The 23,289-nt window shown below is 70.0% G+C and carries 22 protein-coding genes and 1 pseudogene; 11 read left to right on the top strand and 12 right to left on the bottom strand.

The features are described 5' to 3' along the window. Positions 1 to 459: 459 nt before the first annotated feature. Positions 460 to 3,084: an AfsR/SARP family transcriptional regulator gene (locus JOD27_RS06105; protein ID WP_204761059.1), complete on the bottom strand. Its 2,625-nt coding sequence runs from the start codon at positions 3,082 to 3,084 to the stop codon at positions 460 to 462. A 190-nt stretch (positions 3,085 to 3,274) separates the two neighbouring features. Between JOD27_RS06105 and JOD27_RS06100 the strand changes: the two genes are divergently transcribed. Continuing rightward, the gene (locus tag JOD27_RS06100; RefSeq protein ID WP_204761058.1) at positions 3,275 to 4,408 is read left to right on the top strand and encodes an endonuclease/exonuclease/phosphatase family protein; all 1,134 of its coding nucleotides are present in this window, start codon (positions 3,275 to 3,277) and stop codon (positions 4,406 to 4,408) included. Here the strand turns inward: JOD27_RS06100 and JOD27_RS06095 are convergent. Beyond that, entirely contained in the window at positions 4,405 to 4,695 is a 291-nt protein-coding gene (locus JOD27_RS06095; protein WP_204761057.1) for a DUF1905 domain-containing protein, read from the bottom strand. The two genes, JOD27_RS06100 and JOD27_RS06095, sit on opposite strands and share 4 nt — an antisense overlap. Before the next feature lie 199 nt (positions 4,696 to 4,894). Next, a complete protein-coding gene (locus tag JOD27_RS06090) occupies positions 4,895 to 5,482 on the bottom strand; it encodes a hypothetical protein (protein WP_204761056.1) in 588 nt (195 codons plus the stop codon). Positions 5,483 to 5,568: 86 nt separating this feature from the next. On the opposite strand from JOD27_RS06090, the gene JOD27_RS06085 reads away from it, so the two are divergent. Together JOD27_RS06085 and JOD27_RS06080 are read left to right on the top strand one after the other, a co-directional pair. Beyond that, positions 5,569 to 6,120 carry a TetR/AcrR family transcriptional regulator gene (locus tag JOD27_RS06085; RefSeq protein WP_204761055.1) on the top strand — a complete coding sequence of 184 codons (552 nt, stop codon included), beginning with the start codon at positions 5,569 to 5,571 and terminating at the stop codon, positions 6,118 to 6,120. Between the two features lie 5 nt (positions 6,121 to 6,125). Further along, positions 6,126 to 8,285: an MMPL family transporter gene (locus tag JOD27_RS06080; protein ID WP_204761054.1), complete on the top strand. Its 2,160-nt coding sequence runs from the start codon at positions 6,126 to 6,128 to the stop codon at positions 8,283 to 8,285. Here the strand turns inward: JOD27_RS06080 and JOD27_RS06075 are convergent. Next, complete coding sequence (locus tag JOD27_RS06075) at positions 8,282 to 8,599, bottom strand: DUF6292 family protein (protein ID WP_307829924.1); 318 nt, start codon at positions 8,597 to 8,599, stop codon at positions 8,282 to 8,284. The two genes, JOD27_RS06080 and JOD27_RS06075, sit on opposite strands and share 4 nt — an antisense overlap. 166 nt (positions 8,600 to 8,765) lie before the next feature. On the opposite strand from JOD27_RS06075, the gene JOD27_RS06070 reads away from it, so the two are divergent. The 4 genes and pseudogenes from JOD27_RS06070 to JOD27_RS44585 form a co-directional block, all read left to right on the top strand. Further along, complete coding sequence (locus tag JOD27_RS06070) at positions 8,766 to 8,945, top strand: Rieske (2Fe-2S) protein (RefSeq protein ID WP_204761053.1); 180 nt, start codon at positions 8,766 to 8,768, stop codon at positions 8,943 to 8,945. A gap of 125 nt (positions 8,946 to 9,070) precedes the next feature. Further along, a complete protein-coding gene (locus JOD27_RS06065) occupies positions 9,071 to 9,472 on the top strand; it encodes a YybH family protein (RefSeq protein ID WP_204761052.1) in 402 nt (133 codons plus the stop codon). A gap of 8 nt (positions 9,473 to 9,480) precedes the next feature. After that, positions 9,481 to 11,184: a dihydroxy-acid dehydratase gene (locus tag JOD27_RS06060; RefSeq protein ID WP_204761051.1), complete on the top strand. Its 1,704-nt coding sequence runs from the start codon at positions 9,481 to 9,483 to the stop codon at positions 11,182 to 11,184. Positions 11,185 to 11,449: 265 nt separating this feature from the next. Further along, a pseudogene (locus JOD27_RS44585) lies at positions 11,450 to 11,677 on the top strand (IS982 family transposase); the annotation flags it as partial. A gap of 21 nt (positions 11,678 to 11,698) precedes the next feature. Here the strand turns inward: JOD27_RS44585 and JOD27_RS06055 are convergent. The 6 genes from JOD27_RS06055 to JOD27_RS06030 all read right to left on the bottom strand — a co-directional run bounded on the left by JOD27_RS06055 (position 11,699) and on the right by JOD27_RS06030 (position 17,465). Then, a complete protein-coding gene (locus JOD27_RS06055) occupies positions 11,699 to 13,261 on the bottom strand; it encodes a hypothetical protein (RefSeq protein WP_204761050.1) in 1,563 nt (520 codons plus the stop codon). Positions 13,262 to 13,363: 102 nt separating this feature from the next. Continuing rightward, complete coding sequence (locus tag JOD27_RS06050; RefSeq protein ID WP_239566336.1) at positions 13,364 to 13,888, bottom strand: class F sortase; 525 nt, start codon at positions 13,886 to 13,888, stop codon at positions 13,364 to 13,366. Further along, on the bottom strand, positions 13,888 to 14,622 hold the full coding sequence (locus JOD27_RS06045; RefSeq protein ID WP_204761049.1) for a DUF4397 domain-containing protein: 735 nt from the start codon (positions 14,620 to 14,622) through the stop codon (positions 13,888 to 13,890). Before JOD27_RS06045 ends, JOD27_RS06050 begins: the two co-directional genes overlap by 1 nt. Before the next feature lie 44 nt (positions 14,623 to 14,666). Further along, the gene (locus JOD27_RS06040) at positions 14,667 to 15,530 is read right to left on the bottom strand and encodes a PfkB family carbohydrate kinase (protein WP_204761048.1); all 864 of its coding nucleotides are present in this window, start codon (positions 15,528 to 15,530) and stop codon (positions 14,667 to 14,669) included. A gap of 28 nt (positions 15,531 to 15,558) precedes the next feature. Continuing rightward, positions 15,559 to 16,308: a hypothetical protein gene (locus JOD27_RS06035; protein ID WP_204761047.1), complete on the bottom strand. Its 750-nt coding sequence runs from the start codon at positions 16,306 to 16,308 to the stop codon at positions 15,559 to 15,561. Positions 16,309 to 16,331: 23 nt separating this feature from the next. Continuing rightward, positions 16,332 to 17,465, bottom strand: a complete 1,134-nt coding sequence (locus tag JOD27_RS06030; protein WP_307829923.1) for a GAF domain-containing protein — start codon at positions 17,463 to 17,465, stop codon at positions 16,332 to 16,334. A gap of 118 nt (positions 17,466 to 17,583) precedes the next feature. Here JOD27_RS06030 and adh point away from each other — a divergent pair, with 118 nt between their 5' ends. Genes adh through JOD27_RS06015 form a run of 3 tightly spaced genes read left to right on the top strand, consistent with a single transcriptional unit; the run spans position 17,584 to position 20,336 of the window. Then, entirely contained in the window at positions 17,584 to 19,107 is a 1,524-nt protein-coding gene (adh, locus tag JOD27_RS06025; RefSeq protein WP_204761045.1) for an aldehyde dehydrogenase, read from the top strand. Further along, complete coding sequence (locus tag JOD27_RS06020; RefSeq protein WP_204761044.1) at positions 19,107 to 19,457, top strand: DUF779 domain-containing protein; 351 nt, start codon at positions 19,107 to 19,109, stop codon at positions 19,455 to 19,457. The genes adh and JOD27_RS06020 overlap by 1 nt, the downstream gene beginning before the upstream one ends. Before the next feature lie 9 nt (positions 19,458 to 19,466). Further along, positions 19,467 to 20,336, top strand: a complete 870-nt coding sequence (locus JOD27_RS06015) for a DUF2199 domain-containing protein (protein WP_204761043.1) — start codon at positions 19,467 to 19,469, stop codon at positions 20,334 to 20,336. Here the strand turns inward: JOD27_RS06015 and JOD27_RS06010 are convergent. Then, positions 20,320 to 20,895: an acetoacetate decarboxylase family protein gene (locus JOD27_RS06010; RefSeq protein WP_204761042.1), complete on the bottom strand. Its 576-nt coding sequence runs from the start codon at positions 20,893 to 20,895 to the stop codon at positions 20,320 to 20,322. The two genes, JOD27_RS06015 and JOD27_RS06010, sit on opposite strands and share 17 nt — an antisense overlap. A 97-nt stretch (positions 20,896 to 20,992) precedes the next feature. On the opposite strand from JOD27_RS06010, the gene JOD27_RS06005 reads away from it, so the two are divergent. Then, positions 20,993 to 22,264: an alpha/beta hydrolase family protein gene (locus tag JOD27_RS06005; RefSeq protein ID WP_204761041.1), complete on the top strand. Its 1,272-nt coding sequence runs from the start codon at positions 20,993 to 20,995 to the stop codon at positions 22,262 to 22,264. Between the two features lie 19 nt (positions 22,265 to 22,283). Here JOD27_RS06005 and JOD27_RS06000 read toward each other — a convergent pair whose 3' ends face one another. Beyond that, positions 22,284 to 23,261: a pentapeptide repeat-containing protein gene (locus tag JOD27_RS06000; protein WP_204761040.1), complete on the bottom strand. Its 978-nt coding sequence runs from the start codon at positions 23,259 to 23,261 to the stop codon at positions 22,284 to 22,286. Between the last annotated feature and the right edge of the window lie 28 nt (positions 23,262 to 23,289).

The raw sequence follows: 23,289 nt of genomic DNA, 5'->3' as shown, positions 1-23,289 counted from the left end.
GGCCTCCGAGCCTAGTCCTCGCTCTGCTGCGCGATCATCCGTGCCACGGCCGCTTCCAGCGCGGCGTCACGTTCGGCCTGGTCGGGATACGTGACCCGGAAGCCGTGCGCCACGACCGCCGAACGTCTCGCGCATCGTGGCCCGGGCGAACTCGTAGTGCTCCTCCGACTCGGCATGCTCGCGGAGCAGCGTGCCCTCCCCGGCCCACTCGCCGCGGCCCAGCGTCCCGGACCCGGAATGCCAGGTGAACACGATCATCGGCCGTTCGGCGGCGAACTCCGAACGTGGTCCGGCGGCGGGAGCATCATGATCTGTGTTCACGCAGCTCGGGCACGCGCGGCGGTCGTGGCTGCTCGATCGGCTCGAGGACTGGCACGAGCCGGACCAGCGCGAGTTCGCCGAGGCGCTCGACTCGTTCACCGGCGAGCTGATCGAGAGCGGACGCCAGGTGCGCCGAGTTCAGAGGCGGGCGGTCAGTGCCGCGGCTTCCGACGCGCGGCGCTGCTTCTCGTACAGCTCCAACGCCCGCCTCCACTGCTCGCGCGCCTCGTCCTCCGAACCCGTCGCGAACAGCACGTCGCCGAGGTGCTCCAGGACCGTGGCCTCCTCCGCGGAGTTGTCCAGCTGCCGGTACAGCGCCAGGGCCTCACGGTAGTGCGCGACGGCGTCGGCGTCCCGGCCGTCGTGGTGGGCGATGTGCGCCAGACTGTCCAAAGTGGCCGCCGCCCCCTCCGTGTGGCCGAGCTTGTCGTTGAGCAGCATGGCGTCCTCGCAGTAGGCGCGTGCCTCCGCGTACCGGCCGAGGCACGCGTACCGCCAGCCGACCTCGTTCAGCGACTCCGCCTCGCGGATCTCCGACCCGGCCGCACGGAACTTCGCGAGCCCCGCCAGCGAGTGCTCTAGCGCCTTGCCCAGGTCGCCCTCGAACTCGGCCGCCCACGCCATCGCCCGGTGCGCGCTGCCGTGCGCCACGTGGTCGTCGGTCTGCGCGAACAGCTCCAGACTGCGCTCGAAGTGGCGGTGCCCCAGCGACGACTGGCCCAGCTCGACGTAGCCCAGGCCCAGGCACATGTGCGCCGCCGCCTGCTTCACGCTGTCCTGCAACACCTCGGCTGCCCGCAGGGCGATCAGCCAGGCGTCGACGTCGTCCGACGTCCGGCCGCGACGCGAGTAGTAGCTGTTCATCGTGCGACCGAGCAGCCACGCCACGTCGAACGCGGCGTTGTCCAACGAGCGCCGCTGCGTTGTCGTCAGGCAGTCGTGCTCCGCGTCGAACCACGCCATCGCGTCCGCCTTGTCCGTAAAGGACAGAGCGTGGCCGCTTTCGTGTTCCGGCAACACCTTGTGCGGTTCCAGCGTCGCCGCCGCGGCCCGCGCGGTCGCCGCGTAGAAGTCCAGGAGGCGCGACCCCGCGTCGGCCTCCAGGTCGGCCGCGTACAGCCCGACCAGGTCGTGCATCCGGTACCGGCCGGGCACGTGCTGCTGCAGCAGATGGGTGTTCTCCAGTTCCCGCAACACCATCCTGGTTCGCGGGACGGACCGGTCGAGCAGCGCCGCCACGGCCGGGAGCGACACGTCCGCCGTGCCCACCGTGCCGAGCAGCGCGAACGCCCGCGCCGCCTCGTCCGACAGCGCCGCCGCGGACCACGAGAACACCGCCCGCAGGTTCGTGCCGATCTCGCCGGCGTCCAGCGCGTCGAGCGGCTGCTCCCGCAGTTCCTCCGCGAACACCGCCAGCGGGAAGTCGGGCTCCATCGCGGCGCGCGCCGCGACGATCGACAACGCCAGCGGCAGGCCACCGCACCAGGTCACGAGGTCCGCGACGACCTCCTGCTCGGCCGCGACCCGGTCGGCACCGAGCCTGGCCCGCAGGAACGCCCGCGCGTCGGCCTCGTTCAGCACATCCAGCGACACCGACCTGGCGCCGTGCGCGGCCACCAGCCCCGCGAGCTTGAGCCTGCTCGTGACCAGCACCGTCGCGTCCGGGCCCGGCAGCAACGGCATGACCTGCTCGGTGGACCGGGCGTTGTCGAGCACGACGAGCATCCGCCTGCCCGCCATCAGGCTGCGATACCGTGCGGCCCGCGCGTCCAGTCCCTCGGGAATCATCTCCTCCCCCAGCGCTTCCAGGAACTCCCGCAGCACCGTCTCCGGCGGCGTCGGCTCGGCGGCGGGGTCGAAGCCGCGCAGGTTCACGTACAGCTGGCCGTCCGGGAAGTCGTCGGCGTGCCGGTGCGCCCAGTGCAGCGCCAGCGCGGTCTTGCCGATGCCTCCCGTGCCGCCGATCACGGTGATCACGACGGTTCCCGACGGGTCCAGCGCGGCCAGTTCCTCCTCGCGGCCGGTGAACCACGGCTGCGGCGCGGGCAGCTGCAGCGGCAGGGACTCCGCGCGGCCTGCGTCTCCAGCGAGGATCCGCTGGTGCACGTCCTGCAGCGGTTTGCTCGGATCCGCGCCGAGCTCGTCGGCGAGCTCTCGGCGCACGGTTTCGTACTGCCGCAACGCCTCAGCGTCGTTGCCCGACAGGTGCAGCGCCAGCATCAGTTGCGCGGCAAGGCGTTCGTCGTGCGGCCGTTCGTCCGCCATGCGCCGCAACACGGGCAGCAGCGCGGCGTGACGCCCCTGCGCGAGCGCCGCGTCGTTGCGGTCCAGTTCAGCGGCGAAACGTTCGGCGTGCAGGCTTTCCCGCAACGCGTCGAACCACGGCGACTCGAGCCCTTCCACCGCGTCACCGCGCCACAAGGCCAGCGCATCGTCGAGCGCGCCCAGCCGCACGAGTGCACGGAACCGCAACAGGTCGACCTGGGCCGCGGCCACGTTCAGGCGATAGCCGGCGGGTGAACGTTCGATGTCGAGTCCGAGCAGCTTGCGGAGCTTCGACACGTACCCGTAGAGGGTCTCGCGGGCCCTCAGCGGCGCCCGCTCGCCCCAGACGCGGTCGAGCAACCGGTCCACGGGGACCGGCCGTCCCTCCTCGACCAGCAGCGCGACCAGCACCGACTGTTGCCGGACGTGGCCCACGTCGACCAGCGCACCGCGGTCGCGCACCTCCACGGCACCGAGCAGCCCGAACTCCAAGATCACCCCTCAGCAGCGGATTCAAGGTTAATCCTAGGTTCGTTGCCGACCAAAGAGGCAACCTTGCCGATGGCAGGAGGGCCCCAGTCATCAGACGTCCGGCAGCCCAGCCACACGGGGCCCTCCACCACCTGACCGAAAGATCACCCGACCAGACCAGGGCGCGGCCGTATATCCACATGCGACCCTGAAATCGATGAGCATCACGCGAATCGGGTCGTTCAACGTGGAGAACATGTTCGAGCGCCCCAAGGTGATGGGCCGCGGAGCGACCAGGCACGCGGCCCCGGTGCTGGCTGCCCACGCCCGGTTCAACGAGCTCATCGCCTGCGACACCTACACGCCGGAAGTCAAGGAAGAACTCAAAGAACACCTGGCGACGCTCGAGTTGCTCCGCAGCGACCGCAGCAGGTACGCGATCCTGCGCCGCATCCGCGGCCGGTTCCTCGCCCGCCACAAGACCGGCGAAACCTCAGTCGTGGCAAGCGGTCGCGAGTCCTGGGTCGGCTGGGTCGAGCTCACCACCGAACCCATCAGCGAGCTCGCCACCCGCCACACCGCCCAGGTGATGCGCGACGTCGGGGCCCACGTCCTCGGCGTGGTCGAGGCCGAGTCACGCGAGCTGCTGCACATGTTCTCCGCCAGCATGCTCAAAAGCGTCGGCTGGACCCCGTACGACGAGGTCCACCTCATCGACGGCAACGACGAGCGCGGCATCAACGTCGGCCTGCTGACCCGCGACGCCCACGAGGTCGTCACCATCCGGACCCACGTGTACGCCAAGGACAACTCGGGCGTGATCTTCTCCCGCGACTGCGCCGAGTACCACGTGCGCACGCCGGCCGGGCCCGAGGTCGTGGTGCTCGTGAACCACCTGAAGTCCAAGGGCTACGGCGCTCCCGGCGACCCGATCGGCGCCCGCCGCCGCTTCCGCCAGGCCGTCCGCATCGCCCGCATCGTGAACCGCCTGCGCGACGAGGGCCACGAGCACATCGCGGTCGTCGGCGACCTCAACGACACCGCCGAGAGCGAGGCGCTGCGCCCGTTGTTCCAGCGCACCGGCCTGCGCGACATCAGCGAGCACGCCGACTTCGAGTGGGACCACCGCTTCGGCACCTATCGCGGCGTCAACGAGAAGGGCAAGATCGACTACATCCTGCTCACCCCGGAGCTGTTCGCCAAGGCGATCGGCGGTGGCGTCTTCCGCAAGGGCGTGTGGCGCGGTCCGCGGACCAAAAACCGTTGGGAGGTCTACGAAACCATGACCGACGAGGTGCACGCGGCGAGCGACCACGCCGCGATCTACGCCGACATCGACTGGTCCGCCTAAACGACTTCGACGGTGACCTCCACGACGTCGCCCGGCCCCACGTCGTTCTTCTTCCGCACGGCCGCCTTGATCGGCAGCACGTAGCAGCCGGACTGCTTGTCCGGGAACACCGACGTCGACCACGACGAGGCGCCCAGTCCCACGCGAACCTTCACGGAACCGAAACCGGCGCCGGGCGTGGCGAGTTCGCTGATCTGGTCCGAGACGTCCTCCGGCAGCGTCACGAAAGTCCACGTGTCCATGCGTCGGGCATCCCAGAGCCACAATTCGGCGTCGAAGACGAACATGCTCGCATTATGGGGCGCAAACAGGTGGTGTGTCCGGCATCGCTCACCGGTCTGCCCTGCTGGCCGGCGCCTCGCTCGCCGTCCACCTCACGCACTACGCGGTGTTCGCGCACCTGCAGCCCCAGGGTGCCGGTGGCCGTCGTGTGGGTCGTGTGCATCGCGGTCGGGCACGTGGTGTGGTCAGCCATCACCCGCGCGGTCACAGCGGCGCGCTGATGTGGAAGTGCTCGTCGAACCTCTCGGCGAGCGCTTCCCCCATTCCGTACGGCGCCCACTTCCGCACGAGCTCCAGGAACCCGAGCAGGTCCTGTCGGACCGCGGCGAGGTGGCCCGGCAGCTCGGCGAGCGGGATCTCGCACGCCGGGCCGTCCGTCCGGCGGTCGTCCGGCCACACCCGCACGAGGCCGTCGCCGATCTCCACCTTCGGGTCCGGCGAGTGCCCGAGCCACGGGTGCCGGCCGTCGAGGACGCCGCGCCAGTCCCGCCAGTCCTCGAACCCCTGACAGCACCCCGGTTCGACCACCACGCCGGTGCGCGTGTCCCTCACCAGCAGGCCGCCGGACATGATGATGGCTTCCTGCTCCAGCAACCCACCGAGCAACGCCGGCCCGTCCGGCCCGACCTCCTGGCCGTTGTTGTACTGCGCGATCGCGGCGAGCGCGGTGCCGATTTCCTCCCGTGACATCCGGCCCGACAGCACGACGTCACCGTCGGAGTACGGACCGGTGGGCCAGTCCGGGAAGCCGACCAGGTGGTGCGCGGCGACGACGGCGTTCATCTCGATCACCACGACATTGTGCGTGACCAACGCCACCGACCATTTCGGTCGGTTTACCTACCGATCTGGTCGGTAAACGTCGTAAAGTCGGCTGCATGCCACGACAGCCCAGGACCGGCGTCGACGAGAAGCTCCTCGACGCCGCCGCCGCACTCTTCGCGCGGCACGGGTTCGAGCAGACCTCGTTGAAGTCGCTCGCCGACGCCGTCGGCCTGTCCAAAGCCGGTCTGCTGCACCACTTCCCCAGCAAGGAAGCCCTCTTCGAGGCGGCGTGGCAGCAGAGCCACGTGCTGAGCAGGCAGGTGCTGGAACTCGTCAGCCCTCTGCCGGCCGGGCCTGCCCGCGAGCGGCGGGCGCTGGAGCTGCTCACCGACGTCGCGCTCGACCGGCCTGGCCTGGTCGCGCTGCTGTTCCGCTCGATGACCGCGCCGGGTGAGGACTCTCAGCAGGCGCAGGACGAACTGCTGCTCAACGAGATGTTCGTCATCGACCCCGAGCGCGAGCTGCCACGCGCGATCCGGATCGTCGGCGCACTCACCGCCATGGCCGTGCTCACGCTCCTGGCCAACCAGGAGGGTGACAAGACCACGTGGCGTCCCTTGATCCTCGCTACCTGTTACGACGCACTCGGGCACCGGGAGGCCTGATCATCATGGCGAAACTGCTCTACAGACTGGGAATGGGTGCCCACCGGCGCCGGCTCCCGGTCGTCCTGATCTGGCTGCTCGTGCTGATCGGCGCCGGTGCCGGCGCGTTCACGCTCGGCGGTGAGACGTCCAACTCGATGTCCATCCCCGGCCAGGAGTCGACGACCGCGCTCGAGCGCATCCAGCAGAAGTTCGGCTCTGGCCAGACGGCGTCCGCTCGTGTCGTCCTGAAGGCGCCAGAGGGCCAGAAGCTGCCGCAGCACGTCAAGGCGATCAGCGAGCTGGCGGCCGACGAGGCCGCGCTCAAGGGCGTCCGTTCGGCGACCAACCCGCTCGACCCGGCGGCCCCGAGTGTGAACCGCGACGTCAACGTCGGCTACAGCACCGTCACCTACGACGTGAAGCCCGGCGAGGTCACCGCAGAGCAGCGGTCCGAGCTGCTCAAGGCCGTCGACAAGGCACGGGCCGCCGGGCTGACCGTCGAGGTCACCGGCACCGCGATGCAGGAGACCCCGCACGTCGGCGGCCCGACCGAGGCCATCGGCGTCGTGCTGGCGCTCGTCGTGCTCGCCCTGACCTACGGCTCGCTCGTCACCGCGGGCATGAACCTGCTGACCGCCGCGATCGGTGTCGGCATCGGCGCGCTCGGCATCACCATCGCGACCGGGTTCATGGACCTGCAGTCGACCACGCCCATCCTCGCCTCGATGCTGGGCCTCGCGGTCGGCATCGACTACGCGTTGTTCATCATCAACCGCTACCGCCAGGAGCTGCGCCGCGGCTCCGACGTGGGCCACGCCGTCGCGACCGCGGTCGGCACCGCCGGTTCCGCCGTCGTCACCGCCGGTCTCACCGTCGTCATCGCGTTGGTGGGCCTCGCGATCGCGGGCATCCCGTTCCTCACTCAGATGGGTGTCGCGGCCGCCGCCACCATCGTCGTCGCGGTGCTGATCGCCGTCACGCTGGTGCCCGCCGTGCTGGGCATGCTCGGCCGCCGCGTGCTCACCCGCAAGGAACGGTCCGCCGCCGCCCCCGAACCCACCGACCGCGGCGTCATCCGCGGCTGGGCGGGTGTCGTCACGCGCAACCGCGTCGTCGCGCTGCTGCTCTCGATCGTGGCGCTCGGCATCGTCGCGATCCCGGTGGCCTCCATGGACACCACGCTGATCCAGAAGCCGCCGGCGGGCTCCACTCAGGAGCGCGCCGACCGGATCCTCGCGGAGGGCTTCGGCGAGGGCTTCAACGGCCCGATCATCGTGCTCGTCGAGGGCAACGGCGCCGCCGCGACCGCCACCAAGGCCGCGGAGCCGATCGCGAAGATGTCCGACGTCGCCCTGGTGACGCCCGCGCAACCGAGCCCGGACGGGTCCGCCGCGCTGGTCACCGTGATCCCGAAGTCCGGCCCGGACAGCACCGCCACCGAACAGCTCGTCGGCGACCTGCGAGCCGAGCTGTCCACAGTGGAGGGCGGCAGGGCCTACGTCACCGGTGCCACCGCGGTGAGCGTCGACGTGGCCACGTCGCTGGACCGCGCGCTGCCGATCTACCTGGCCGTCGTCGTGGGCCTGGCGCTCGTCCTGCTGGTCCTGGTGTTCCGCTCGCTGCTCGTGCCGCTCGTGGGCGTGCTCGGCTTCCTGCTGACCATCGGCGCGTCGCTCGGTGCCACCGTGGCGGTGTTCCAGTGGGGCTGGCTCGCCGACGCGGTGAACCTCGACAGCACCGGCCCGCTGATCAGCCTCACGCCGATCCTCGTGATCGGCATCCTGTTCGGCCTGGCCATGGACTACCAGATCTTCCTGGTGTCCCGGATGCACGAGGCGCACCACCGCGGCGCCAAGCCGATCGAGGCCATCACCACGGGCTTCCGCCAGGCGGCCCCGGTCGTGGTGGCCGCCGCGCTGATCATGTTCTCGGTGTTCGCGGGCTTCGTCCCCGCGGGCGAGGCGACGGTGAAGTCGATCGCCTTCGCCCTGGCCGCCGGCATCTTCGTGGACGCGTTCGTGGTCCGCATGGTGCTCGTGCCCGCCGCGCTGGCACTGATCGGCGAGCGCGCCTGGTGGCTGCCGAAGTGGCTGCGCTGGCTGCCGGAGCTCGACGTCGAGGGCACCGCACTCGACGAGCTGCCGCAGGAGAAGAAGAAGCCGGAACCGGTCTCCGTCGGTTAGCCCGCTTGTTTCAGCAGTGGCCGGTCCTTCCGTTCACCGGGGACCGGCCACTGACCTGACAGCAGCTTCCCCGCCCACCGCGCGACCGTGCGCGGCGGCGGCTCGACGGCTCCGCGCAACCTGGCCACGACGGTCAGCTCGGCACCGCCGGGTTCCTCCACCGCGATCTCCCAGCCGTGGCCGTCCGTCCAGAGCAGCGCCACATCGTGACCGGGATGCCCTGGCAACTGGCCGTCCACCGCGACGTAGAGCCGCAGCGGCCGCTCTCCGTCCACGCACGACGACTCGCCGCTCAAGCCGAGTTCCGCAGACACCCGGAGTGCGTACTCCCGTACCGCGGTCATCATCACGTCGCCGCCCTTTCGCCCCAACGGTGCAACAGCGCCGACTGCTTGACGTATCGGCCGTTTACCCCGTTAGGGGCGATTCCACCCACTGTTCCGATCCAGACCTGCCGTTCACGCGTCGAAATTTCCGGTTTTGTCCGGTGCCCGTCGCCTCACGAAGAAGACCGACGTGCCGCTCAACGGCGGTGTCGTCGTGCACTTCGACGACGAGACGTCCGTGGTCGTCGCCCAGCCGGCGAAGGGCACGTGCACGGCGTTCGACGCCAAATGCACGCACCAGGTCTGGCTGTGCAGCGAGGCGACAACAACCTGATCATCTGCCGTTGCCGCAGATCAAGACGAAGATCAAGGGTGAGGACGTCGTCGTGGCCTGACCGCGCGCGGACGGGTTCGGAGAGTCATGCTGTCCGGACCCGCCGCACGGAAGGGCCGCCAGCGATGAGCTACCAGGACGACGTGCTGCCGCTGCTCGAACGCGACATCCGCACCATGCACGACGGCGACTCCGGGCCGCGCAAGCAGATGTGGTCGCACACCGAACCGCTCACCCTGTACGGCGCCATGTACACCGGCACCGGCTGGGCCGAGCTGGAACGCACCTTCGACCTGCTCGCCGGGTCGTGGCGCGGCAGCAGGGCGGGCGAGGTCGAGATCGTGGCCGCGGAGACGTCCGGCGACCTCGGCTACGCCTGCGCGATCGAACGGTCGTCGGTGGTCCAGGCCGACGGCAGCGTGTCCACGTACGCGTTGCGCGTCACCACGGTCTTCCGCCGCGAGAACGGCGACTGGAAGATCGTCCACAGGCACGGAAGTCCCTATATGGTCGAGGAGGACCGCTAGGAGGCGCAGTGGGGCTACGCAGCGAGCAGTGGTACGCGGGAGACGACCGCAACGCCTACATCCACCGAGCCTGGATGCGCCGCGGCACCCCGGACGACGCCTTCAGCAGACCGCAGATCGCGATCGCCAACACCGCCTCCGACCTCACCCCGTGCAACGCGCACCTCGACGAGGTCGCCGCGTCGGTGTCGAACGGCGTGCACGAGGCGGGCGGCATCCCCCTCAACCTGCCCGTGGTGTCGCTGGGTGAGACCAACGTCCGCCCGACCGCGATGCTGTGGCGCAACATGGCGGCGATGGCGGCCGAGGAGATGCTGCGCGCCAACCCCGTCGACGGCGTGGTGCTGCTCGGCGGCTGCGACAAGACGATTCCCGCCCTGCTGATGGCCGCCGCGTCCGTCGACATCCCGGCGGTCGTGGTGCCCGGCGGGCCGATGCTGACCGGCACGTTCCGCGGTGTGCCGCTGGGCTGCGGCACGGACGTCTGGCGGCTGTCGGAGGAAGTCCGCGCCGGGACGTTGTCGCAGGAGGCGTTCACCCGCTCCGAGTCCGCGATGATCCGCAGCCGCGGCCACTGCAACACCATGGGCACCGCCTCGACGATGGCTCTCGTCGCCGAGGCGCTCGGCACCGTCGTCCCCGGCGTGGCGGGCACTCCCGCGCCGGACAGCCGGCTGCTGGAGGCCTCGCACGGCACCGGCCGCCTGGCCGTCGAGCTGGTGGCGAAGGACCGGCGCCCCAGCACGTTCATGACGAAGGCCAACTTCCACAACGCGATCGTGGCGCTGGCCGCGATCGGCGGTTCGACCAACGCCGTGGTGCACCTGCTCGCCATCGCCGGGCGCCTGGGTGTCGACCTGACGCTCGACGACTTCGACCGCATCGGCTCCGGTGTGCCGCTGCTGGTGGACCTCCAGCCCGCCGGCCGGTTCCTGATGGAGGACTTCCACCGCGCGGGCGGGCTGCCGGCCGTGCTGCGGGAAGTCCGCGACCTGCTGGACCCGACCGCACTGACGGTCACCGGGCAGCCGCTCGTCGACTACCTCGACGACGCCCCGATCTGGGACCCGGAGGTGATCCGCAGCCGCTCCGAACCCATCATCGCGGAGGGCGGGATCGCCGTGCTGCGCGGCAACCTCGCCCCGCTGGGTGCGTTGGTCAAACCGGCGGCCGCGTCACCGAACCTGTTGCGGCACCGCGGAAAGGCCGTGGTGTTCGACAGCATCGAGGACTTCCACGCCCGCATCGACGACCCGGACCTCGACGTGGACGCCGACTCGGTGCTGGTGCTGCGCGGCTGCGGCCCGCGCGGGTATCCGGGCATGCCGGAGGTGTCGAACATGCCGCTGCCCAAGAAGGTGCTGGAGCAGGGCGTGCGCGACATGGTCCGCATCTGCGACGGGCGCATGAGCGGCACCGCGTACGGCACGGTCGTGCTGCACGTGGCACCGGAAGCGGCGGCCGGTGGACCGCTCGGCCTGGTCCGCACCGGCGACGTCATCGTGCTGGACGTGGAGAACCGGCGGATCGACGTCGAGGCGCCGGACTTCCTCTCCCGGACCCCCAGCGCCGCGATGACGGAGGCGTTCGCGGCACCGAAACGCGGCTGGGAACGGCTCTACATCGACCACGTGCAGGGCGCCGACACCGGAGCCGACCTGGACTTCCTGGTCGGCTCCAGCGGCAGCGACGTCAGCCGCGAATCCCACTAGCGATCATGAAGATCGCGCTCTCATGGCTGCTAACTGCACGGTTGGCAGCAGTTGGGATGATCAGCAAACGTTTGCGTCAGCATTTCTCTACCGCCAACTCGGCAGCGACGTGCATGAGAGCGCGACCATCCGGCTTTCGGTGATGAGCACCAGACCGCCCAGCCCCCAGCCCGACTCAACGGAGCACAACCAAGCCGCGACGCTCTACTAGACGACTGACTCCGTTTGGATCTTGAGCGGCAGGCGGCCCTGAGACGCTGGAGGCCGCCGCGATGAGAAACGCCGTCACGGCAACCGGTCGATGATCCGGCAACGCATCGAATCGATCATCAACACCGCCGAACGACAACTCTCCCTGGAACAACACGGCGCACGCACCCCGCACGGCGCGCTCGCCCGCGTCGCCCAGCGCATGCTCGCCCTCGCCGCCGCGATCTGGCACAACTGGGTCATCGACGCACCCGTCAAGCGCTCACTGATCGCCTACGAGCACTTAAGGTCCAGGAATCATCATCTAGTCGTGTGCCACAGCGAGCCGGTCGACGACCTGCGCCTCGTACAGCGATTCCGGCACCAGCGGCCCGGTCTTGATCTCGATGCTGCCCCACGGCCCCGGGAAGTACGGCTGCGACCGCCGCGTGCCCTCGTTGGACACGGCGTAGTTCTGCGCGGTCGGCGGCTTCTGGACGACCATCTCCTTGTTGTAGTCCCACACCACCGAGTGCGCGGCTCCCCAGCCGTGCGAGGTGCCGTAGTCGCCGCGGTTGATCAGCTTGGCCTGGTTGCCGCCGCTGCCGACCTCGCGGATGTTGTCGAACAGCAGTCCCTGGCTCCACCGCCGGTGCGCCTCGGCGTCCCCACCGTCCACAGTGGCCCGATGCCACACCACGCCCGCCGTCGTGTTGGCGCCGTTGCTGACGAACGCGTGCCGCGCCTTGGCCGCGTGCAGGCCGGTGAACAGGATCAGGTGCGAATCGGTGTTCGCGGCGAAGTTGTACATGCGGCCGCCGGTGCGGATCGCGACCGGGTCCGTGGCCCGCGCGTCCTTCACGGTGATGCGCACCGACCGTTCGGTGACGACACCCGCGTAGCCGAAGTAGCGGGTCTTCACGCCCCGCACCCAGCTGTTGTCCGCGCCGAACACGCCGATCGCGTTCCACGCGTGGTTCTCGTCCTCGCCACCCTTGGTCTCGACGTCGACCCGCAGACTCTCCACACCGGACTCGCTGACGAGGTTCCGCGCGGTCACCGGCGCGACCGCGGACACCGTCAGCGACCTGTCCAGGTGGTTGTAGATCGGCGCGTCGAACGTGAGCCTGCGTCCGTCGATCGCCCTGATCCGGCGCACCCAGTGCAGGTCCATCGACCCCGGCGTCCACTTGGCGTCCTGCACCACACCGCCACCGCCGACCGCGTCGATCCACTTCTGCGACGACGGGTGCCTCACGACGACCTCCTGCCCCACCTTGAACTCCGCGGCGTTCGCGACCTCCAGGCTCAGCGACCCGACCTGCACGAACGGCGTCGTCACCTCGACGCTCGCCCCGGTCGTCCACGGCGTTTTCGCGTCGCTGCCGAGCACGACGACCGTGCGCTGGTGCGGAGTGTCGCCGCGGCCGAACAGCGTTGTGGTGTCACCGGATCCGCGCAGCACCACGCCGCTGTGCCTGATCCGCACGGTGCCCCGGATCTCGTACCGCCCGGCCGCGAGCCGCACCGCGCCGCGGTGCCCGTTGGCGTCGGGCGTGCGGGCGCCGACCTGGTCGATCGCCTGCTGGAGGTGCGCCGTGTTGTCACCGGCGACGGGACTGATCGTGACCACGTCCGGCACGACCGGCAGCGGCTTCTCGCCGTAGTGGTAGCCGACGTAGCTGAAGTCCGGCACGCGGTTGCCGTCCTTGTCGGAGGCGTACTTCAGCTTGCCGTTCGTGCCGTAGGAGACGTGGGCGGACGACCACTGCCCCGGCTGTGGTGCGGGTGGGTACTTGCCGCAGAACTCCTGCCAGCACGCCGGTGCCGCCTGCGCCACCGGGGTCAGGCCGCCCAGAAGGGCCAGCGTGGCAAGGACTTTCGCCATACGAGACACTTGCACTGCTCCTGCCGCGTCAACGTGGATGGCGGCAGTTGGAGCAGCGTAACCGGATCAGCCGGGCCGAGGACCGGTCGCCGGAATTTCGCCTCAGACCTTCAGCACCGCTTCCACGATGACGTTGTTGCGGTAGCTACCGGCTACACGGTCGAAGTCGCCGCCGCACGTCACCAGGCGCAGCTCGGACAACGGGGTCGGCCCGTAGACGACGGCGGTCGGGAACGCGGTCTTCTCCGTCGAGTACGTGTGGTTCACGACGAACGTGAGCTCGCTGCCGTCCTTGCGCTTGACCAGCACCTCGGCGCCGGGCCGCAGCTCGGGCAGCCGGAAGAACACGCCGGGCCCGGTCTTCGAGTCGACGTGGCCCGCGATCACGGCGGGCCCGGCGTCGCCTGGCGCGACCCCCTTGGCGTACCAGCCCGCCTTGTCCGCGCGGGTCGGCGGCTCCAGCACCCCGGCGGAGTCGACCTTCAGCGCTTCCAGGGAGGTCTCGACGCCGATCGACGGGATCCGCACGGTCACCGGCTCAGGCGCCTTCTCCGCGCCGGGATCCTTCACGATGTAGATCAACGCGACCACGATGGCGGCGGCCATCACGAGCTTGCCCTTGCTCATCAGCCGAACCGGAAGAGCCTGCCGCGTACCGAGAACATCGCGATGCCCACGATGAGCGCGATGACCAGCGCGGTGATCGGGTCCCACCCACCGGCCATGCCGCCGAAGCCCGTCTCCTGGCCGCCGCCGGGCACGACCTCGGCGCCCTTGGCGTCGGTGCGCAGCTCGATGCGGCGCGCGCTCACCAGCAGCGTGTACACCGCGCCGGACTCGAGCGTCACCTCCAGTCGCGTCGAGTCCTTGCCGCGCGGCAGGACCTGCAGCGCGTCCGAGCCGGGCAGCATCACCGCGTAGCCGGTCGTGGAGTTCGCCTTGACGTTGCGGTGCACGAACACGCTGCCGCGCAGGAGGTCCATTTCGGCGTCACCGGCGTTGAGGACGCGCAGGCGCGCCTGCCCGTTGGGCGGCAGGCTGACGTCGTCCTCCAGCACCTTCATCGCCGAGGCGATGTCGACGACCGTGTACGCCTTGCCCGCGCCCGCCTGCACGAGCACCGACCGCAGCACCGGTGAGCCGGGATCCGCGCGGAACTCGACGACGTGGTCGCCCGGCTCTACCCGGCGGTACTCGTACAGCTGGGAGTAGTCGAGGGTGCCGAGCTTCACCCCATCGAGTGTGACGTCCACTCGGGCCTGGTCCATCGAGAAGTGTCCGATGCGCAGGTACGTGCCCGTGGCGGCGTGCGCGGGGACGGCCGAGAACAGCAGGAGCAGCACGACAGCGAGCACTCGCACCCCTGACCTCCCCTCATCGGACGCAACAACGATAACGCGCCTGATCACAACCCGGTGAGGTCAGGCCGTCCGCCGGGGCGCGTCACGGTGTCCCCCGAGGCCTTCACGGCGAGCCGCGCGGCCTCCGCCGGGGCGTCGCCACGGCCGAGCGCGAAGGTCAGCGCCGCCACGAACGCGTCGCCGCCGCCGGTCGTGTCGACGACCTCGACGTCCCCCAGCGGCACCACGAGGTCACCGGAGTCCCAGACGAACACGTTGCCCACACCGTCCACGGCGACCGCCACGAACCGAGGGCCGTGTCCCATCACCTCACGCGCCGCGCGCACAGCGTCGTCCGCACCCGTGATCTTCCGGCCGGACAGCAGCTCGGCCTCCTGGTGATCGGCCCGGACGACGTCCGCGCACGCCAGCAGTTCGTCTCGCAGCCGTTCCGGGGACCCGTCGAGAACGACCCGTCCCCGCGCCGCCCGTGCCGCCTTCAGCGCCACCTCGGGCGGTTGCTGCAGCTGCAGGACGACGGCCCCGGCGCCCGCGACCACGTCCGCGTCGATGTCCGTCTCCCTCAGCAGTACCCCGTCCGGGAGGTCTTCGAGGTAGCGCCACCCGTCGGCCACCACGTTCACGATCAACCCGGTCGCGCAGTCCCGCCGCCGCACGACGGACGAGGTCTCGATCCCGTCCGCGGCCGCCCGCGCGATCAGCCGCTCACCGACGTCGTCGTCCCCGACCACACCCACGAGCCGCACCGGCGCGCCCAGCTGGGCCAGGCCGACCGCGATGTTCGCGCCCTTGCCGCCGAGCATCTCGCGGCGCTCGCGGACCGGTGCCGCACCGCCGGGCCCCGGCACCTCGTCGACGACGAGGACCAGGTCACGCGCTATCTGTCCCACCACGACGATCTCGTCCACCGCGGTGGGGTACCCAGCCGGGCGGCACTCAGCTGCGCGAATGGCGATCGGTGACGTCGACCCCGTCCGGCAGCACCGCGAACAGGTCCACCGGCGTGCGCTGCGACACCATCTCCGTGCGGTGCAAGCGCTTCAGGCGGTCGCGGGCGACGGTGACGTCCTGCCTCGGCGCCGTCAGCACGAGCACCGGGACCGCGCCCAGCTCCACGTGCCCACCGACGCGTTCGGCGTTGCCGCGCCCGAACTTGAGCACTTTCCCGTACCGCACCAGGTAGAGCAGGTTCTCCTCGCCGCGGGAGTGCCGGAGCCGCACGACCTCACCCGTCTCGGCGTTGCGCCCCCACGTCCCGTGCGACTTCGTCAGCCACCGGAACCCGGTCCACGGCAGCCCGTGCACGTCCGTCGCGAGCACGGTCCAGCCCTGCTGGAAGTACTTCGCGAGCCGGATCTTCACGGTCGTGGCGGCGATGAACTCCGAGTTCTCCCGCCAGGTTCCGTCGAGCTCGAGCCGGCGCGCGATCTTCTGCACGGCCGGGTCGGGCACGGACCTGTCGTCCAGGCACACCAGGCACCGCGTGCGCCAGCCGACGCCGCACGAGCGCGCGACACCGCACCAGCCGCACTGGTAGATCTGCACGTCGGCGCCGCCGGGCCGGTCGTGCACCAGCTTCATCTGGTCCGACACGACCTGCAGGCAGGGCGCGCACAAGGCGCACCACGCGACCTCGGTGGCCTCTTTGCGCGACAACCGGGTCATGCAGTTGATGCACTGCTTCACTTCGTCCTCCCCCGCAGGGAAGCCTATTCCAACGCCCTTCGCAGGCGCGAGGAAACGAGAGCGTGACGGGGATCGGTGGCCGGAAGCATCAGGCGCAGCCGTTCGAGCACCTCGGCGTCCTCCGCCGTGGCAGTGCAGTCTGCGAACGACAGCAAGGCGTCGACGTCTCCCCTGTCCAGCACACCCCTGCGCACCGCGGCGGCGAGGTCCATCCGCTCCTCGCGCACGACCGGCGCGTCCGAACGGGGCAGCAGCTCGCCGCTGTAGCGCCGGGTGGCCTGTCGCGCGTCGCCTGACCTCAGCGCCGTGCGAACGTCCAGGAAGTCGCCGTGGACGACAGCATCCAGCCGGTACGGCCTGGTCAGCAGCACACCTCCGAGCTGAGCGCGCAACCTGTGCAGCTCAGCGCGGATCGTGGTCGGGTTCCCACGTTCACCATAGAGCAGCAATGCGAGTTGTTCAGCGGTGAGTCCCTTGGGGTGCAGTGCGAGCGCCGTCAGCACCTCCGCGTTCCGCAACGTCAGCATCAGCGGCCGCCCGTCGAGGTCCGCGTGCAGCCCGCCGAGGAAGTTCAGCGTCAGCACGTGCCCGCGCGGCACCAGGTGCTGGCGCAGGTGGTGCTCGGCGAGCCGGGCGGCCGCGGACACGAGCTGCGCGACGGCCGGGTGCATGGTCTTGAGCGGCCCGCTGACGTCGACCACGCCCAGCAGCAGCCCGCTGTGGGGGTCGCGGATCGGGCTGGCCGCGCACGTCCAGCCGTGGTACGTCCGCACGAGGTGTTCGCGGGAGTGCACGGTGACGGGCCTGCCGGTGGCAAGAGCCGTGCCCATCGCATTGGTGCCGATGGCGTCCTCGCTCCAGCGCGACCCTTCGGTGAGGTGGACGCGTTCGGCCTTGTGCCGCACGCCGTTGTCGCCCTCGCACCACAGGATGTGCCCGCGTGTGTCCGTGACGATCATGATCGTGTCGTCCATCGACAGGGTGTGCTCGAGCAGCGGCACGGCGGACGCGAGCGGATGGGTGCCGCGCAGGTCGGCGATCTCGTCCGGCGCGTAGACGACCGGCGCCTCGTGCCGGTCGGGGTCGACGCGCGCCGCGAGGGACCGCCGCCACGACTCGGCGATCACCGGCCGCGTTGCTTCGCCGACGTCCGTCACCAGTTCAGGATGACGGTCCTTCTGGCGCCTCGCGTTACTCCTTTCGGATGCAACGTTGGTGAAACGTTGCACTGCCTAGCGTCGCCTCCAGTTCGCAACGATGCGGGAGGCGAGACCCATGGCGAAATTCGCGGCTCCGGGACAGCCCGGCAGCGTGGTGACGTACCGCGACCGGTACGACCACTTCATCGGAGGCGAGTACGTGCCGCCCGCCAAGGGCGAGTACTTCGCCAACCCCACCCCGGTCACCGGCGAGGAGTTCACCGAGATCGCCCGCGGCACCGCGGAGGACGTCGAACGCGCGCTCGACGCGGCCCACGGCGCCGCCCGCGCGTGGGGCAAGACCTCCCCCGCCGACCGCGCCAACGTGCTGAACAAGATCGCCGACCGCGTCGAGGCCAACCTCGAGGCGCTCGCGGTCGCCGAGACGTGGGAGAACGGCAAGGCGATCCGCGAGACGCTCGCCGCGGACCTGCCGCTCGCCGTCGACCACTTCCGCTACTTCGCGGGCGTGATCCGCGCCCAGGAGGGCGGCATCTCGCAGATCGACGAAGACCTGGTGGCGTACCACTTCCAGGAGCCGCTCGGCGTCGTCGGCCAGATCATCCCGTGGAACTTCCCGCTGCTGATGGCAGTGTGGAAGCTCGCACCGGCGCTGGCCGCGGGCAACGCGGTCGTGCTGAAGCCCGCCGAGCAGACGCCGGCGTCGATCCACGTGCTGATGGAACTGATCGCCGACCTGCTGCCGCCGGGCGTCGTGAACGTGGTCAACGGCTTCGGCGTCGAGGCGGGCAAACCGCTGGCGTCCTCTCGCCGCGTGGCGAAGGTGGCGTTCACCGGCGAGACGACCACCGGCCGGTTGATCATGCAGTACGCCAGCGAGAACATCATCCCGGTCACGCTGGAGCTCGGCGGCAAGTCGCCGAACGTGTTCTTCTCCGACGTGGCCGCGCAGCGGGATGCCTTCTACGACAAGGCGCTCGAGGGCTTCACGATGTTCGCGCTGAACCAGGGCGAGGTATGCACGTGCCCATCGCGCGCGTTGCTCCAGAGCTCGATGTACGACCAGTTCCTCGGTGACGCCGTGGAACGAACCCGCGCCATCAAGCAGGGCCACCCCCTCGACACCGACACGATGATCGGCGCGCAGGCGTCCAACGACCAGCTGGAGAAGATCCTGTCGTACATCGACATCGGCAAGCAGGAGGGCGCCCGCGTCCTCACCGGTGGCGAGCGCGCGGACCTCGGCGGCGAGCTGTCCGGCGGCTACTACGTGACGCCGACGATCTTCGAGGGCGACAACAAGATGAGGATCTTCCAGGAGGAGATCTTCGGCCCGGTCGTCGCCGTGACGTCGTTCTCCGACTACGACGACGCCATGAAGACCGCCAACGACACCCTCTACGGCCTCGGCGCCGGCGTCTGGTCCCGCGACGGCTCCGTCGCCTACCGCGCGGGCCGCGACATCCAGGCGGGCCGCGTGTGGGTGAACAACTACCACGCCTACCCGGCGCACGCGGCGTTCGGCGGCTACAAGCAGTCCGGTATCGGCCGCGAGAACCACCGCGTGATGCTCGATCACTACCAGCAGACCAAGAACCTGCTCGTCAGCTACTCCCAGAACGCCCTGGGCTTCTTCTGATGCCCCGCGTAGCGGTGACGCGAGAGGCGGCGGCTGTGCTCCGCCGCCTCCGGGCTTCGCACGGCGAGCTGATGTTCCACCAGTCCGGCGGCTGCTGCGACGGCTCCGCGCCGATGTGCTACCCCGCTGGGGAGTTCCGCACCGGGGAGTCCGACGTCCACCTCGGTGATCTCGCGGTCGAGGAGTTCGTCGTTCCCGTGTGGATGTCCGCGGCGCAGTTCGAGTACTGGAGCCACACGCACCTGACGATCGACGTGGTTCCTGGGCGTGGCAGCGGTTTCTCCCTGGAGGCCCCGCTTGGAATCCGGTTTCTGGTGCGTTCACGACTCCTTGACGCGGAGGACCTCTAGCATTCCCGCATGACCGTCCAATGCGGATGCTGCGGAGCCGAGATCACCTCTACGGGCCGCATCGACTACCGGTTGAACCGCCCGGAGCAGCTGATCGGCGTGCCCGCCGAGCGACTCGGTGCGCCGACCGGTGGACTGCTCGTCGGACCGGACGGCGACTCCTACATCCGTTGCCTGCTCCCGGTTCGGCTGACCGGGGGAACAGAGCTGGTGTACGGCGCGTGGATGCAGATCAGCAAAGTCGACGCGATGTACGCCCATGCCGTGTGGGACAACGACAGCGAATACAAGAACCTGCACCTGTCCGGCAGGTTCGCGAACTTCATCGCGCCGTGGGACTTGCTCGGCACCCCGGTCGAAGCCGCGGTCCTCAACGCCGACGAGCTGCCGTACTACACGTCGCACCCGTTGCTGGACCGGGAATGGGACCGCGACGAGGTGCTGAGCCGCATCCGACAGCCGTTGCCGATCCCCGTCCGGGAGACGCTCGGCGAGGTCTGGACCATCGAGCGGACCGCGGGCATGCGCTGGACGCTCGAGAACCGCACGGTGCACTTCACGAGCCCCGGCCGGCGGGTGAGCCTCGACATCTACGCCGACCGCTCGGGCGGCAGCGTGAGCGACTTCCTCGGCGCGGTGCTGGAGGGCTACCCGGCGAGCGCCGAGCACTCCGTCGAGCACAGCGGCGACGAGCTGCGGCACGCGTTCTGGCTCAGCGAGGTCATCGACGGCCACGAGGAACAGGTGTTCCACGCGCACGTGGTCCGTCCCGGCACCATGCTGTCCGTGCGGATCGTCCACCGCTTCCCCGCCGACCGGGCGTGGGCGCGGCACGTGCTCAACAGCGTCCAGTACGTCGGGGCTACTGACCGAAGGTGAGCCGCATGTCCCGCGTCGCGAAGCTGACCAGCGGCGTGCGGCCGGTGAGGTAGCCGAGCGGCCCGCCGACCGGGAACAGCCACGCTGCCCGCACCAGCCGGTACCGCCCGGACAGGCGCATCCTGGTGCGCACGTCGCGGCCGTCCAGGCGCTGCGCGGTCCAGCCCGCCGTCGACCAGGCGCCGGGCAGCGGCACGCCACCGGTCACCGCCACGGCCGCGATCGACGAGCCCTCGCCGAACCGGGCGAGCTGCTTCGGGATGGCCCAGAGTTCGCGACCGCCCTGCTTCGACGCCTCGCTGTCGACCCAGATCTGCGGCACCGACACGGCCATCCGGCCCTGGTCCCACACCGGGGTCGCCACGAGCAGTTCCTCGTAGATGAGCTCGCTGCCCGGCTCGTACGACACGAACGCCACGGCCACGAAAGCGTTGCCCGCCAACGTGATCACTCGTGCACCCTCGGGCAGGTGGGCCTGCGGTACCAGCTCGTGCGGCACCCTGAACACGGACATCACGAGAGAGCCCCGCATGTGCCACGGCTCGGCTGGATACTGCACGCCCACGACCGTACCGCGATCGTCGCGACGTCAGGGGTATCCCAAGTTTGCCGGAGTGAGCTGGACCACAGGTGGAGCCGGGCCCACGATTCCCGCCATGAACGTCCTGCTGGCATTCGCACTCGCCGCGAGCGTCGCCGCGCCCGCGCCATTGCCTCCCACGGCGCCGTGCCCGGAGAACGTCCCCACTGGCACCACTTGCTACGAGGGCAGAGACGCCAACGGTGCGTACTACACGATCGCCGTGCCGAAGAAGTGGAACAGGACGCTGGTCGTGCACTCGCACGGCGGCCCTGACCTGGGCGATCCCACGCCCGAACGCACGCGTGACGACCTGAACCGCTGGGCCGTCATGGTCAAGGAGGGCTACGCGTGGGCGGGCACCTCCTACCGGCGAGGCGGTTACGGCACGCGGATGGCCGCGGAGGACACCGACAACCTGCGCAAGCTGGTCAGCGCGATGCTCAAGCCGCACAAGGTCTACCTCCACGGCCAGTCGTGGGGCGGCAACGTGGCGGCCAAGACCATCGAGCTCTACCGGGGCTACGACGCGGCCCTGCTCACCAGCGGCGTCCTGGCCGGCGGCTCGCGCGGCTACGACTACCGCGTCGACCTGCGCGTGGTCTACCAGTACTACTGCGGCAACCACCCGCGCCCGACCGAGGTGCAGTACCCGCTGTGGCAGGGCCTGCGTCCGGGTTCCACGACGACGACCGCCGGGCTGCGCGGCCGCATCGAGGAATGTCTTGGCACAGCGGGGAATCGCACTCCCGAGCAGCAGCAGAAGCTGGATGACATCCTCGCGGTGACGAAGATTCCCGAGGAGACGCTGAACTCCCATCTCAACTTCGCGACGTTCACGTTCCGCGACATCGTCCACAACAGACTGGGCGATCAGAACCCGTGGAGCAACGCGGGAGTGCGGTACCAGGGCTCGCACGACGACGCGGCCCTCAACGCGGGCGTGGAACGGTTCTCCGCGGACCCCGAGGCACGGGCTGCCCTGGCCTACGACAGCGACCTCACCGGGAAGATCGACATCCCGGTGCTGTCGATGCACGCGATCGGCGACCCGACGGCGTTCGTGGAGCACGAGTCCGCCTACCGCGACACCGTGCTCAAGGCCGGGCGGTGGTGGAACCTCGTGCAGACGTTCACGAACGAGGCCACGCACAGTGCGCTCAGCGACGCCGAGTACGCCTCCGCGTTGCAGGCGCTGGCGAAGTGGGAGAAGCTCGGGCTGCGCGCCAACCCCTACCTGGTCGCGCACAGCTGCCCAGGCCACGACGAGAAGTACGGCACGGGCTGCTTCTTCAACCCCGGCTACAGGCCCAACTCCTACGAGTCCCGGGTCGCACCCCGCACGTGACCCGGTGCTGGCGGAGGCGTCACCACCACTTCTCGACGGTCGAGGCGTCGGTCAGCGCGTCACGGACGTCGGTGTCGTCGTTGTGCTGCGCACCGGCCAGGTTCGCTCCCCGCAGGTCGGCCGAACGCAGGGCGGCTGCCCGCAGGTTCGCGTCCCGCAGCAGCGTTCTGCCGAGGACAGCACCGCTCAGGTCGGCGCTGCTCAGGTCGGCGCCGATGCACTGCGCGTCGGTGAGGTTCGCACCGCGGAAGTCGGTGAGCACCAGCCGCGCCCGGCTCAGATCGGCCCGCGCGAGCACCGCGCCCGAGAGGTCGGCCTTCTCCAGGTCGGCCTCGCGCAGCAGAGCCCCGCTCAGATCGGCACCCCGCAGGTTGGCTCCGGTGAGATCCGCGATCGAGGTCAGGTCCGCCCGCCCCAGATCGGCCTTCTCCAGGTTCGCGCGACGCAGCCGCAGGTTGCGGTAGCCGGTTCCGCTGAGGACGGAGTCGTGGAGGTCGGAGAAGCTCAGGTCGACGTTGTGCAACGGGAGGTTGCGCAGGTCGAGGCCGTTGAAGCAGGCGGAGGTCAGGTCGGTCCTCGCTCCCCTGTCCTGGCTGGTGTCGCGCCGGCCCAGCACGGTTAGTGCGGCTTTCGCGTCGGGCGGCAACGCCGTCGGTTCCGGACACTTCGACATGTGACTGTCCGAAGAGGCGCGTGCCCGGTTCGTACGGACGAAGGCGGACAGCACCTCGACGATCGTGGGCTGGTCGCGCGGCGAGTCCTTGGCGAGCCGTTCCAGCGCGTAGATGGCCCCGAGGCGCCCCTGCAGATGATCCGGCCCGGTCCGGTCGAGCTGCTCGACGGACCTCGTGTAGCGATCGGTGAGCTGCCCCTGCTCGGCCACCGCGTTCTGCCGCTGGGCCGCGCCGACCTGGTCGCGCGTGGCGTTGAGCGACAACCCGGTGAAGACCAGCGCGCCGAGCGCGGTGAGCGCGGTGACCACCTCCGCCACCGTCATCCCGCGCGACGCACGCTCGCGGGGCCGC

The sequence above is a fragment of the Lentzea nigeriaca genome (genome assembly GCF_016907955.1).
In the GTDB taxonomy this organism is placed as follows: domain Bacteria; phylum Actinomycetota; class Actinomycetes; order Mycobacteriales; family Pseudonocardiaceae; genus Lentzea; species Lentzea nigeriaca.
This window is presented reverse-complemented; position numbering and strand designations above follow the sequence as displayed.